The 13,628-nt window shown below is 42.4% G+C and carries 12 protein-coding genes; 6 read left to right on the forward strand and 6 right to left on the reverse strand.

The features are described from left to right. Nucleotides 1-8: 8 nt before the first annotated feature. Nucleotides 9-1,601 (reverse strand): glycosyltransferase, encoded by a 1,593-nt coding sequence (locus HWQ40_RS11635; RefSeq protein WP_292777845.1) that lies wholly within the window; start codon nucleotides 1,599-1,601, stop codon nucleotides 9-11. A 473-nt stretch (nucleotides 1,602-2,074) separates the two neighbouring features. Between HWQ40_RS11635 and HWQ40_RS11640 the strand changes: the two genes are divergently transcribed. Together HWQ40_RS11640 and HWQ40_RS11645 are read left to right on the forward strand one after the other, a co-directional pair. Continuing rightward, nucleotides 2,075-2,479, forward strand: coding sequence for a DUF1304 domain-containing protein (locus HWQ40_RS11640; RefSeq protein ID WP_292777846.1), 405 nt, complete (start codon nucleotides 2,075-2,077; stop codon nucleotides 2,477-2,479). Nucleotides 2,480-2,571: 92 nt separating this feature from the next. Beyond that, on the forward strand, nucleotides 2,572-2,844 hold the full coding sequence (locus HWQ40_RS11645) for a Precorrin-3B methylase (protein ID WP_292777848.1): 273 nt from the start codon (nucleotides 2,572-2,574) through the stop codon (nucleotides 2,842-2,844). A gap of 7 nt (nucleotides 2,845-2,851) precedes the next feature. On the opposite strand, the gene HWQ40_RS11650 is transcribed toward HWQ40_RS11645, so the two are convergent. Beyond that, nucleotides 2,852-3,313: a DUF3592 domain-containing protein gene (locus tag HWQ40_RS11650; protein WP_292777850.1), complete on the reverse strand. Its 462-nt coding sequence runs from the start codon at nucleotides 3,311-3,313 to the stop codon at nucleotides 2,852-2,854. Nucleotides 3,314-3,519: 206 nt separating this feature from the next. Between HWQ40_RS11650 and HWQ40_RS11655 the strand changes: the two genes are divergently transcribed. Both HWQ40_RS11655 and HWQ40_RS11660 read left to right on the forward strand, forming a co-directional pair. Further along, nucleotides 3,520-5,778, forward strand: coding sequence for a family 10 glycosylhydrolase (locus HWQ40_RS11655; RefSeq protein ID WP_292777851.1), 2,259 nt, complete (start codon nucleotides 3,520-3,522; stop codon nucleotides 5,776-5,778). A gap of 405 nt (nucleotides 5,779-6,183) precedes the next feature. After that, nucleotides 6,184-7,059 (forward strand): histone deacetylase, encoded by an 876-nt coding sequence (locus tag HWQ40_RS11660; RefSeq protein WP_366933964.1) that lies wholly within the window; start codon nucleotides 6,184-6,186, stop codon nucleotides 7,057-7,059. A 111-nt stretch (nucleotides 7,060-7,170) separates the two neighbouring features. Here HWQ40_RS11660 and HWQ40_RS11665 read toward each other — a convergent pair whose 3' ends face one another. Both HWQ40_RS11665 and HWQ40_RS11670 read right to left on the reverse strand, forming a co-directional pair. After that, a complete protein-coding gene (locus HWQ40_RS11665; RefSeq protein WP_292777855.1) occupies nucleotides 7,171-7,533 on the reverse strand; it encodes a DUF2809 domain-containing protein in 363 nt (120 codons plus the stop codon). A 15-nt stretch (nucleotides 7,534-7,548) separates the two neighbouring features. Then, nucleotides 7,549-7,944, reverse strand: a complete 396-nt coding sequence (locus HWQ40_RS11670; RefSeq protein WP_292777858.1) for a hypothetical protein — start codon at nucleotides 7,942-7,944, stop codon at nucleotides 7,549-7,551. Nucleotides 7,945-8,140: 196 nt separating this feature from the next. Between HWQ40_RS11670 and HWQ40_RS11675 the strand changes: the two genes are divergently transcribed. Then, nucleotides 8,141-8,497, forward strand: coding sequence for a hypothetical protein (locus tag HWQ40_RS11675; protein ID WP_094351372.1), 357 nt, complete (start codon nucleotides 8,141-8,143; stop codon nucleotides 8,495-8,497). A gap of 190 nt (nucleotides 8,498-8,687) precedes the next feature. On the opposite strand, the gene HWQ40_RS11680 is transcribed toward HWQ40_RS11675, so the two are convergent. Continuing rightward, nucleotides 8,688-9,035 (reverse strand): cupin domain-containing protein, encoded by a 348-nt coding sequence (locus tag HWQ40_RS11680; protein WP_292777861.1) that lies wholly within the window; start codon nucleotides 9,033-9,035, stop codon nucleotides 8,688-8,690. Continuing rightward, entirely contained in the window at nucleotides 9,032-11,926 is a 2,895-nt protein-coding gene (locus HWQ40_RS11685; protein WP_292777864.1) for a glycerol-3-phosphate acyltransferase, read from the reverse strand. Before HWQ40_RS11685 ends, HWQ40_RS11680 begins: the two co-directional genes overlap by 4 nt. Nucleotides 11,927-12,660: 734 nt before the next feature. On the opposite strand from HWQ40_RS11685, the gene HWQ40_RS11690 reads away from it, so the two are divergent. Further along, nucleotides 12,661-13,626 (forward strand): SGNH/GDSL hydrolase family protein, encoded by a 966-nt coding sequence (locus HWQ40_RS11690; protein WP_292777866.1) that lies wholly within the window; start codon nucleotides 12,661-12,663, stop codon nucleotides 13,624-13,626. Nucleotides 13,627-13,628 lie beyond the last annotated feature (2 nt).

The following is a 13,628-nucleotide window of genomic DNA, read 5'->3' on the forward strand; positions in this document are numbered from 1 at the left end:
CAACCTGTTTAAGAGCTAAGTGTACTTAGTAACTTTTGGTTGGTTCCAAAGTAGAGTTCGCTCAATTCTTCCAAAGAAACATCGGTCTGCGATTCTGGATTATGGAAGTAGGGGTGGATAGGAAGGAGTTCAGCACGAGGGCGAGTTTCCGGTGAAGACAGAATTTGCTCAAGCAAAGACAGGTAGTTTTCAGCAGTAGATTCCCAAGTGTACGTTTTCAACACCCGTTGCTGACCAGCTTGGGCAAAATACTCCCACTCCTGAGCATCACATAGCAACCGCTCCAAGCCCCGTGCAATATCAGCAGGATCTTCTGGATCGACGAGTACGCCATATTCCCGATCTCCCTGTCGCAAGCTCTCGCTAGGACCACCGTTCTTGGTTGCTACCACTGGTAAACCTGCTACTGCTGCTTCTAAGGGAGCAAGCCCAAAGGGTTCGTAGAGTGCGGTCAGCGCAAATACTGAGCGGCGTTTAACCATAAACCTATAGGTTGCTGCCAGTGACTCTTGAGACTGATGTAACAAGCCAAATGCACTGATTTTGCCCCACAAGTCGTTTTCTTTGACCGCTTCCCGAATAGGGGCTAATACTTCTTCAGTCATTTCGTCGCTAGCCTCTTCTCGTAAAGGATTGTCCAGTGCCCCTGTAATTAGCACCAAGTTAGCTCGTTCCTGAAGTGTTGGACTGATTGCGAAGGCTTGCACTAGCCCCAATATGTTTTTTTTCAGTTCTAATCGACTGGATGCTAAGATGACGGGCAAATCTCGACGGTTTTCTGCAATGTCCCGTGCCAATTGCTCCTGAACGAATTGGTAGCTAGCCTCCTCATTTTCAGAACGCGCCTTTGCACCGAAAATTGAGAAATCTGCTCCCGGTGGAATCACTGCAAAGCGGTTATCTTTGTCTACATCCACTGCACTAGTATATACTCGATGAGAATACTGTTCAAAGCGTTCTTGTCGTGTACTGGTGATATTAATGGCCGAGCGATTCATGCTCAGGCGTTCGGCTAAAATGCGATATCTGAAATTAAATTGCTCGTCTATTCCTGTGAGATTTTCTGGGGTGGCTTCGAGTTTGTCCATCTTTTGAGCGCCGAGAGAATGAGCAGTAAAGGTAAAAGGTATGCCTGTCTTCTCTTCAATTAGAACGCCACACAGCCCTCCATCAGCGTAGTGAGCAGTCATAGCATCGGGTAAGCTACCTTCCTGTTGATAAAATTTCAAGATGTTAGATACCCAATTAGCTACCAGATGAGGCCATAACAACTCTTTAGAGAGAAATTCTTTTGGCCCAGCTGGTAAGCGGATAATGCGGACGTTATCGATCCCTGAATAAGTGTCAATCGCTTGGGCAAACTCTGGCCACTCCGGGTCAATAATTTGACGGGTGATAATATCAACTTTATGACCCATTTGAGCTATGGCTATAGCGACTTGCTTAACGTAAATTAGCTGACCCCCAAAATCTGGGTGTTTCGTTATGTGACTATTGCCTGAATCAAAATTGCCTTGAGGGTTGAGAAATCCAATGTGCATTGCCCACTTCCTAAATACAGGTTGATTTCTACTAGAGATTTTGCCTGAAGATGGCAGCATAACAGCTTAGTGAGCTTGTTAAAAACTCTCAAGGCTGAAAAATGCAGGCAGTGAGACTGTAGATAAATACCATCAAAAAGTAAGTCAAAGGGCTTTTATTGATTCCCTTTAGCTTAAACTCAACCAATACAGTCATTTTCCTAATGCTTAAGTTAATCACTACTGCGGTTCGCGCACATATACCGAATGACATAAATGGTAATGTGATGTTTTTCCTTAAATGATTTATCAAACTACCTGGTCGTAATCCATTAGACTTACGGAGAATAGTTTGACGAATAGCTCAAAGCAAAACATTGTCATAAATCTTACAAATCTGTTACTGTATGTCAGTATAAAAGCTAAGATGCTCTGCATATCTGAGGTTGACTACTTAGAATTAGCAACTGAGAGTCAGACGAGGCGGCAGAATGAAAAGCTTGAAACCCTGATAGACTATATACTTTTAAAACTAATCCCTCTGGGAAAATTACATGAAGTTTCTAAGTATTCCTAAATATTGGATCAACTTTTGTCTGGTTTGGGCTGTGATTGTTCATCTGTTTTTCCTAGTAGCTGAGATGTTTTTGTGGCAAACCTCTTTCGTGCAAGAAACATTGCTTGGAGGTTTCACAATCGCGCAGAAAGCCGAAATCCTTGCCCACAATGTAGGTCTCTACAATGGCTTTCTCAGTGCTGGTGCGCTCTGGGGATTACTAGCGATGAATCCTAAGATACCAAAAGTCAAGCCTGCGGTCTTTATTCTGGTGTGTGCATTTGTCGCGGGAATCTACGGCAGCATTAGTTTAGGACGCTCAACAGCTTTTCTACTTCAGTCATTGCCTGGCATTATTGCTCTACCCCTCATCTGGTTGGATAACCATGAAGAACAGCAATGAATTACCTCAGTGAAATCAGCCAGCTTGAAATTTGAAGTGTCAAGATGAATCTGACTCGCTAGGATGGCATTAGAATTTTCTAGCATTTGAGTATGACCAAGCAAGATACTCCACTTACGGGAGAGGCGCTGATTAAAGAAGTCTGTCGGCGGATTCGAGTAGCCCGCAGCTATTGGGATGCTCACAACAATGCTGCTTGTCGGGGCGAACGCGATCGCGCCTTAGCCCTTTACAACACCCTGACTAAGGAACAAAAAGACCAGATTCCGCAAGTGTTGCGGGTATGGTTGCGTTATCGGAGTGAGAAATATTTTGGCGCACATAGAACGCCGCCAAAGTCAGCACGAAAATCAAAATATATCTAATTTATAGTTACCCACCTGAAGACCAGCGTATAGGCAACAGTGTGCCCACGCTAAAAACCACAGCTAACCCACCCATACAAAACATTCCCCAAGTTACTAAACCTTCCAACGGATTTACGACACGCGCAGTGCTTATGGGTTGTTTAGGATTGTAACGTATCACCACCATGTGACCGTTGCTGGAGTGGTAGGACTCATAATTGCCTATAAAGCAAGTGCGTTTACTGTTGGCTAGAAACTCGATAACTGGCGCATAGGTTTCTTTTTGCTCATTGTTGTTCGTACTGGTGCGATCGCGGCGACTGATGCTGTCTACCACCGTACCACGTGTTTCGTTTAGCGTTGCACCTTCGTGGGCGATTATGTTACGTACCCAAAAACCGCCCCCAATCAACAGCAATCCAATGACCAGACCAATACTTGCGCTTAGTTTGTCGTCAAAAGTATTTTGGTGAGGTTTGAAATTCATGGGTTTGAGGATGGCACAACAATAAATTTCATCACAGCATCTCGACTACAGCTTACATTTGAAACATTTCTATTTGGCACTACTAACCTTATAACTACGTCAACTATCTTGCAGCTAAATTACTGCATCAGTTTTTCTGATGTAGTAATTTAACGTTTATATGGTATTAAATATAACCAATTAACCTCATTTAGTAAGCAGAAGTAATGATAACTCAGTTTTGGGAAAAAAGTAGAAAAATTAATGCAACTCTAACTAACTTACTATTTAAGCCTGTACACAGACGAGTACTACTCGGTCAGCTACACGTAGCGAGTCAAGAGACATCGCCGTGGCTTTTAAGAAAGCGTCTGTTGCCATTATTATGTCTGATATCATTCTTTCTGGTATTGTTACTAAACAGCTTTGCCCCTGCCGTTGCCCAACTACCTCCTCAACCTCGTCAGGAAATTCGGGGAGTGTGGTTAAGTGGTAACGATTTTAGCGTTTTTAGAAATCGTTCACAGGTGCAAGCAGCTATGAGCCAACTGCGGCAGTTAAACTTTAATACTGTTTATCCCGTAGTTTGGAATGATGGTTATACACAATATCCCAGCGCCATCATGCAGAAAATGGATATTCCCTTTTTCTTCAAGGGAATAGATGGACAAGATGTAATTGCAGACATTATCACTCAAGCCCGCAGACAAGGATTACTAGCAATACCGTGGTTTGAATTTGGTTTCATGGTTCCTCTAACTTCGGAACTCGCATCACAGCATCCAGATTGGCTAACACAAAAAGGGGATGGAACTCAAACTTCAATTAGTGCCGCGGGTGAAGTAGCGTGGTTGAATCCCTTTCACCCCGAAGTGCAAAATTTTATCAGGGAACTTGTCGTGGAAGTTATCACTAAATACGATGCTGATGGCGTTCAATTTGACGACCATACGAGTTTACCTGTGGATTTTGGTTACGATAAGTACACGATAAGTCTATATACTCAAGAAACTGGCAATCCTCCTCCACCCAATCCCCAAGCCCAAGCATGGATAAAATGGCGGGCAGATAAAATTACTGCCTTTATGGTAGACCTTTACCAAACCGTGAAAGCCAGAAAACCGAATGCTATTTTTTCAGTTGCTCCTAATTACTATAATTTCGCCTATAAAATGCAACTGCAAGATTGGCTCAACTGGGTACGGTTGGGTATTGTCGATGAGTTGGTGATGCAGGTGTACCGTAATGATGTGGAAAGTTTTATCGCTCAAATTACCCGCCCAGAAATTTTAGAAACCCAACAAATCATCCCAACTGGTATTGGTATTATGGCGGGGTTACGAAATCGCCCAGTTGCCATACCACAAATCCAATCTCAGGTAGAAGCAGCGCAACAACGCGGTTTAGGTATCGGCTTTTTCTACTACGAAAGCCTTTGGGATATTGCCCCTGAACCAGCAGCGCAACGCCAGTCTGCATTTGCGGCTCTTTTCCCAAATTCAGCATTGCGCGATATTTCGCAAAATACACCCCGCAAGCCAACTTTTAACACCATAAGCTTACCTTTATATCCAAAACCTTCCCTTGGGCAACGTGTTCGCGGCTATTTTTTAGAAGTTGCGATCGCAAATGGTCAACCAAAACGTATTTTATTAGATACAGGGTCAGCAGGGCTAAGAGTTCCCAAAGAGTTTTTAGGTAATTCTCCGATCCAAAGAACAGGTCAAAATATCAAGGAAGTATTAAGTGATGGTACTATCCTGGAAGGAGAATTAGTTTACACTAATGTCCGGTTTGGTTTGATTCCCACTGCCGAACCTATTCCCGTACAGGTTGTTACTAGTCGCCAATGTACTGCCCAAAAACCTAAATGTTCAGCAAATAGTGGTGTACCATTTTCTGGAATTATCGGTGTTAACTATTTTGAAAAATCACTTCCCTATAACCCGTTGAGAAAATTACCAGGTAATCTGAGTAATGGATTTATCGTCGTTGGCAATGGTGGTAGTAACAACAATAGCAGCCTAATTCTCGGTTTAACTGCTGAGAATCAAGCAGGTTTCAAAATGGCTTCTTGGAGTCAGCAACCCGAAATTAATGGTGTACCCGGTAAAAGATGGGATTCTCGACTAAGCAAAGTTTGTTTAACTCTTGCTGGGAGTTCGGCGAAAAATTCGTGTAATAGCAGAGCGATCGCTGATACTGGAACTATTAATGGTTTGACTGAATTCAAGTCAGCTTCTACAGCAGGTAAACTCAAACCAGGAGTATTAGGGTCAGCAAATGCTGTGAAAGTAGGAATTAATGGCATTTTTGATTACAGTTTGACACCAGGAACCCGTGATGGATTTAATCGCTGGAATTTGAGTATCTCACCACAAGCAGAACTGACTATATTTGTAAATCCTGGAATTGCCTTGTTTGATAAATACGATGTACTCTTTGACCAAGTTAATGGTAAACAGGGTTTTCGCAGTCGGCGGTAAGAAGAATCCCCAGATGCTTAAAATTGGTGACTTCGTTAAACGGAATAGTAGGTATGAGGGGTACTGTTACCGAAGAGAGTAAAAAAGGCAAGATAAGCACTTTTTTAAATCTACTTTTCTGAGCGATCGCATAGTGAAAAAGCAGGGGAGCAGGGAGCAGGGGAGAAAAACCACCCACAAGGGGTGGGGCTTCAACCTCGGCATATTTGGAGCTGGGGTGCTTTCGCCTACGAGGGGCGAGGTTTGTACCTTTCCCCCTGCCCCCTGCCTCTTCATAAAACCCTCTGGGGATAAAGTAATTCTGTCTATTAAGATAGTTTAAATAGAAAATCCCAGTAGAAATCTGTAGACTAAATGATCTCTATCATCTACTCCGAAAAATTCCTTCAGCATGAAACAGGGTATATGCACCCTGAGCAGCCAGAACGACTAACTGCAATTGTAGATAGGTTAAGCAGCTCAACAATAGCAGACCAAATCCAATGGTTAAATCCTTCCACTTCTAGAAATGTAATCAAAGAGATTGAACGAGTTCATTCCACCAAATACATTGAGCAAGTTCGCTCCTATTCTGCAAGAGGTTGGGGTTGTTTTGAGTCAACACAGATTTCTCCCCAAAGCTTTGAAGTTGCCTGCCTTGCTGTGAATGCTTGGTTGGATGCGGTTGATACTGTTTTGCAGGTGGGAAAACCGAGCTTTGTTCTGGCCAGACCACCAGGACACCACGCACTTAAAGATGAAGGGATGGGATTTTGCATTTTCTGTAATGCCGCGATCGCTGCTCTTTACGCTTTAGAAATAGGACAAATCAAGCGAGTTGGAATTCTTGATTGGGATGTACATCACGGTAACGGAACACAAGCAGCCGTGGAAAATATGCCCAACATTGCTTTTTGTTCAATTCATCAATCACCAGGCTATCCACACACAGGAAAATCTGATGAACATGGTAAATTTAACAACGTATTGAATTTTCCAATAGCTCCAGCTAGTTTAATACAAGACTACTGTAATTTATTTGAACAAAGGGTTGTTCCCTTTTTCAAAGATTTCCATCCAGATATGTTGATTGTTAGTGCAGGATATGATGCCAACCAGGTGGATTTACTTTCTAAAATAAATTTACAGCCCCATGATTACGCCATCTTGACTGATTATTGCTTAGAGATTACACCGCGAATTATTTTTGGTTTAGAGGGAGGTTATGAACTAGAAAGTCTTTCTATCTCTGTTCTTGAGACAGTCAAACAGTGTTTAAACTTTTTCCTTTTAGATGCATAAAAATTTGACTGACACAAGCATGTATTATTGTGGATTTTAGTTAATTGAAAAAGTGAGATACTCTCCTTACAATATTACAATTATTATCAGCTAACCACAACTTCTAAATAATCATGTTTTATTTTCCAACCATAGGACTGTTACAATACCTATTGCATAAGCAATGATATCCTTCCAATCAAATACACTTCCCAAGGCAACAGCCAGAATCTTGTATTTTTGCAATTTTAAGTTATTTACAAAATTAAAATATTGAAAAATCTCGATAGTACAAGAAAAGGCAAAAACTGATAAAGCGACGAGGGATGAATGTATATTCCAAAAAGCTTTGATAAAGCAATAAATTAGTATAACTACTAAAGCATCACCAATAAAAGGACGAATGAAACTATCATTGACAAAAACAGCAATACATACTTCTATTAAAAATAATATAATTGTCAGGTAAAAATATCTTTTGTTGAAGATAAACATGGCAATCAATAACGCTCAAAAAATACCTGCTTTGACTATCAACCTCTTTAATTTTTGATAGACTTTGTTGAAAATTATATTATTACTGAGTAAGTTTCTAAATGACAATGGGATATAAAACTCTTTGTATACCAATAAACTTCTCTGTTTTGCCTTTCCTTTAGCAATTTCTGTCTTCACGTTTCCGTGTTTTGCGCAGCCTGTAGCAACTTCCGTCTTCCCTGTAAGAGCTTCTGTCTTCACGTTTCCGTGTTTTGCGCAGCCTGTAGCAACTTCCGTCTTCCCTGTAAGAGCTTCTGTCTTCACGTTTCCGTGTTTTGCGCAGCCTGTAGCAACTTCCGTCTTCCCTGTAAGAGCTTCTGCCTTCACGTTTCCGTGTTTTGCGCAGCCTGTAACAACTTCTGCCTTCACGTTATCAGAAACAGATTTGTGTTATGTGACAATACGCTTGGGTTAAGGGTTATTGGTGTAGATAATTGGTCTTTCAAGACGCGATAAATCGCATCTCTACATCTGGATTTTGGGCTATTCCTGATAGACATTTACTTGCACTGTAAGATTTAATCGGATAATCTGAGCAATCGAGATTGTTTTTCAAAAAAAACCAATGAACAAATTCATACTGAGTTTGCTTTCTTCTCCTGTCCTGATTAGCTCTCTTCTCTCTATGGGAGTAATGCTGAATCACGCACAAGCTATGGAGCCAGAACCAGGAGCCAAAACCACAGACCGTCTATCTTGTATACGCAATAAACATAAAGTGGGTTTAGTATGTGCCAGGGCTTCCGTATTGGCTCAAATTCCTAACTATCAGCGTGAAATAGAGTTTTCTCAAGAAGATGCTCCCATGCTGGAGTTCAATGATGAAGAAAGCAATGTGGCAATCGACTTATTTGGCTGTGATTGTCCTGCTTGTATAAATTCTTTACGTCAGATGCGCGGGGCGATACCCTTGGTATATTAGTAAATCATTGATCTTTGAAGAGGCGATAAATCGCGTCTCTACATCAGGGTTTTGGGTTTATATTAACTGTATTGGTTTATAAACAACATCCGCAAACTTTTCTAAGGACATAAGATTGTTATGCCCTCACTGCGTGTTTTATTCAAAATCAAACTAACCTAAATTGCTAGTTAATGCTCCTAACTGATGATTAACTCGATTTTTCGACTCGCAAACCAAAGTATGTCAAAACAAGTTCGCTTGAGCCACTATTGATAACTTCGTGTACTTCTCCCGGTTCGATGGCTACGCAGTTTCCTGGAAGCAGAGGGTATTCTGTACCATCAATATGAATTACTCCCGAACCAGCTTCTACAAAAAATACCTCGCACATATCTTGATGCGCGTGTGCTACTGCGGTTTGTCCAGGAGCAAAACGTGCTTGAGAAAAGTTAGTTAGGTGAGGTAAATCGCCGAAGCGTAACATCACCTTTTTCTTGATTTCGGCATTGTGAGAAACTGACTCTTCAGGCAAGTCTTTAAGGGAAGTGGTAATCATTCGGGTCTTAAATCGTTAGATAATTCCACAATACCCCTAGACCCATCAATCCTGACTCGTTGACCATCTTGCAGCAGCCATGTAGCACCACGAACATCCATTACTGCGGGAATTCCATACTCCCGAGCAACGATCGCACCGTGAGAAAGCCTTCCTCCAGCTTCGGCAATTAATCCTCCAGCCCTTAATAACAAAGGGGCCCAGCCGGAATCTGTGTAAGGCACTACCAGAATCGTATCTCGATCGATATCTGGAATGTCTTGTAAATTTCGCAACACTTTCACTCTACCTTCGGCTTGCCCATGACTGGCTCCAATACCTTGTAAAATTTGGTCAGAGTAGAGTTCAGAGGGAGCTAACGGGTGAGGAGGTGTATGGCCGTAGACTAAAAGAGGTATTTGAATAATTTCGCTATCTTGCAGAAATTGCGATCGCCTAAATTCCACTAACTCATCTAACTGCTCTATGAAGCTGGAATCTTCATCCACAATTAGACGCCGCACTTCATCAAAGTTGAGAAAAAAGATATCGCCTGTTTTTCTGAGTAAACCAGACTTTAACCAAATCTTCTCTAAAGCCACAAAACTCCAACGTAATTCAGCTAAAAGCCGGGAATAAACTTCGGTGACTCGTCCTTTGATATCTACACGCCGTTGCACAAAAGAGCGTTTGCGCTTACCAGCAAAGATACTATTAATTGCGTCTTTAGCACCTGCTTGTGGTTCGTTCCCCTGCATTAGCTGCACAAACATCTGCTGAATCATCTGGGGATTTTCCCGCCAAGTGGGAACGGAGATATCGGTTCCTACTTCACTTAAGTAGCCGTAATCCTGAAGCAATTCGTTAAATTCTTGGAGGATCTTCTCTCCTTCGGGGGTTTGCTTTAATTGTTCAAAAACTTGCTGTGGCTCAAACTCAACCAATACCTGCTTGGCATCTGTAGCGATCGCACTGAGCGATCGCAATGCCGCTACCTCTGGAGTGACGCTATGATCGATTTGCCCATCCTTTACCCGAAAAATCGCCTGTCTCAGGGCAGCACTCAAGGGAGCTAAAATGCTGTAATACGTCCCATGACGCAGCAACTCCAGAATAAAATCAATTCTTGTCAACAGCTTCGGTGCTTCCAAGTTATCTATATCTTCCTGCGCCAACTGCGACAACCCAGGAATGAACCGTTTGTGATAATCTTCCTTGAAGTCCTTTTCTAAACTTAATTCCCGCTTTAGCAACTTCCCTAGTCCTGGCAAATTTTCCCAAGTTGACTGCAAGGAGGGTTTGCTTAATTTAGCTCCTCTAGTTAAAAATTCCAGACTTTCTGGCGGCAGTCCCATACGGATAAAAATATCTCCTAAGAGGGACGCATTAAAGTAGGCTCTGGAATAGTGCAGAGTTGCCGTTTTGGCGAAATCTAACCCCAAAGCGCGATCGCCTAAAACTAAAGTAAAAAATTCTCCCCAAACTCCACAAGTTAAGGGACGATTGATTGACCATGTTAAGGGGTGAATTACTCCGGGAATCACTTCAGCAGCGATTTTACGTGTCCACATGGGCAACAGAGTGGTGATCGGTCGAGATTGCAACACCCAAAGCGTTTGCCCATCGTAACTCCACTCGATATCTTGAGGAGTGCCATGATAACGTTTTTCAAGTCGATAAGCTAAGTATGCAACTTGCTTAATTAATGATTGTGGTACCCGTCCTTGACCCTCTAATTGTACAGAGTAAGAATTTTCTGTTTCAACGACAAAAGCGCGATATTGTTCTGGTGTGACTTTTCCCGAAACGACTTGCGTCGGGCTGCCTGGAAGGGCTTCAATAATGATCGCATCGCCTTGCTGGGTAATGGGATCGCGGCTGAAAGCGACGCCAGAATATACACTCTGGACTTGTTGTTGAATCAAAACAGCCATTGCTGTATCATTTAAGCCGCGATCGCGCCGATATTGGATAGCAGATGGATGATTGTAGGAAGCTTGAACTTGAGCGATCGCTGACTGTAATGCCTCTGGACTAGTAACATTTACAACTGTTTCATACTGTCCAGCAGCAGAAGCGTGTTCTGAGTCTTCTCCAATAGCGGAGGAACGCACCACCAAGGGAGATAATTCTGATGGCTGGAGAAATTCTGTTAACCCTTCTGGATTGTCGATAGGTGCTAGTACCCATCCCTTCGGGACTGGATAGCCCCAGCGCTTAATTTGAGATAATGTTGCCGCCTTTTCACCGACTATGGCAGCATTCAACTCTTCATCTAGAGAAACCATTGTGCGATCGCCGCGTAAAAATTCCAACATCGCTTGCGATTCTGTTTGTGCCTCTTGGGCTGGCAGTTTCATATCATCAGGAATTTTGGTGTAAATCCAACCCATTAAACCAGCTAAGGCCACAGCAGCAAATATTCTGGGAATATCGCTCAGGTGCAGAAGTGCCACAAACAAAGGAAAAAGCAGCAAAACCCCAAATTTGACTACCTTTCTTGATTGCAGAATTGTAAAAGTAATACCTGCAAAGAAAGATACAAATATCGCTACCAGGGGATCGTGTACGACAAATCCCCAGACAACATTTGTCGTACCTGCTCCTCTGCCTATCCAGTATCTACCGATTACCAGAGCGATCAGGGCAACCAATTCCCAAAACGATCCATCTGGGAAGAAAATGCGGGTGAGTAAGACTGCCGCAATTCCTTTAAAAGCTTCTGACAAGACTGCCAGAATTCCAACAATTTTACCGCCATGATAAAAGGCAGCTGATACACTAATGTTTCCTGTACCAACTTGTGATAACTGCTTCCGCTTCAGGGCGTAAGTTATCCATGCAATCAGGGGTAATCCGCCCAAAAGGGGGCAGATAATTAAAATAACGAAAACACCCCAAGGTTCAAACATTCTGGATTTTGGATTTTAGATTTAAATTTTCCATCTAAAACCTCAAATCTAAAATCTAAAGTTTTTCTGAAATTTTTGATGGTTATAAAGGGGGCTTTTATCAAAGAGAATTCAGGAGTCAGGAGTCAGGAGTCAGGAGTCAGAATGATGGCTAGGAAATGAACACAGGGGTTTAAAAACAATCCAAATTATAGATTTTAGAGGTCTACAATCAGCTAGTGGTTTGAATCGCCCAAGGAAAAGCATTCTGAATTCTGGATTCTGGATTCTGTATTCTTCTTCAATTACTAGTTGCTAAATGGACACTTGGCTAAGACGGAAACCGTTTTTGCCAGTGTCCTTCTAGACTACTAATGGTTTTAGTTTAGCGCATAGGCAGCTTGTAGCGCCCAGATGACGAGAGCAGCGATCGATCCCAGAAGCAACACGGTAGAGATAGTGACTACTTTTGGGGAATCTGCTCCCTTAAATTTCATAATTCCGCGATTTAAGTCGGACACAGCTTTGTAATCCTCTGTTGTTGGAGCATGAAATATTTGTCCGTTTTGATTGTAGTCCTTCTCTTTGCGGATGATGTTAAATTCACTTTAAAAATTTAGGAGCAGGAAGAAGCAGGGAGCAGGGGGCAAGGGGGACAAGGGAACAATGAAAATAACCTTGCCCAATGCCCAATCCCCAATGCCCAATCCCCCAGTATCATTGAAAAGCAACTCAGTATAAGAGGGTGTGAGTAGGTGAAAATAGCACTGAGCGTAATTTTGGCGGTGGTTGTGGGATTGTTTGTGGTAATCGAGATCGGACTGCGATCGCTGTTTGGTTTTGGTAATCCTCTAATTTATATTGGCGATGAGCAGATTGGTTATTTGTTGGCTCCGAACCAACGTACCCGTCGTTTTGGTAATCGCATTGAAATTAATGAATATTCTATGCGAGGTAGTCCGATAAAAAAGCTACCTGCACCTACTGGGCTGCGAATTCTCCTCTTAGGTGATTCTATTGCTAATGGTGGCTGGTGGACAGATCAGACTAATACAATATCTAGTTTGATGATGCGTTCTCTACCATCATCCACTAATAGTAATTATTCTGAAGTAGAAGTGCTAAATGCTTCAGCTAACTCTTGGGGGCCAAGGAATGAATTAGCTTATTTAGAGAAATTTGGCACTTTTAACGCGCAAGCAGTGGTGTTATTAATTAATACCGATGATTTGTTTGCAACTCCTCCTACTTCTTTACCAGTAGGACGCGATCGCAATTATCCCGATCGTAAACCTCCTCTGGCATTAGTGGAAGTGTGGCAGCGTTATATCGTCAAGCAAAAGCCAATTCCTGAACTACAAGCTGTACAAAATGAACCAGGCGATCGCGTGGGGATTAATTTGGAGGCGATCGCTAAAATTCAAGCCTTGACTCGCCAAACCAACAGCAAATTTCTGCTTGTGATGACTCCCTTACTACGAGAAATTGGTGAACCAGGCCCCCGCGATTACGAAATCAAAGCACGTCAGCGCTTGAGCGATTTTACCAAAGCACAGCAAATTAACTATATAGACTTTTTACCGAGCTTCAATTCAACTACCAACCCCCAAGGTTTGTTTCACGATCACATTCACCTCAACTTGCAAGGTAATAAATTTGTCAGTGAAGTTATGGAGCGATCGCTTTTGGAAATACTGGGAGAGGCCTCACTTCATAACTAATA

Source organism: Nostoc sp. NMS9 (assembly GCF_017114995.1).
Taxonomy (GTDB): Bacteria; Cyanobacteriota; Cyanobacteriia; order Cyanobacteriales; family Nostocaceae; genus Nostoc.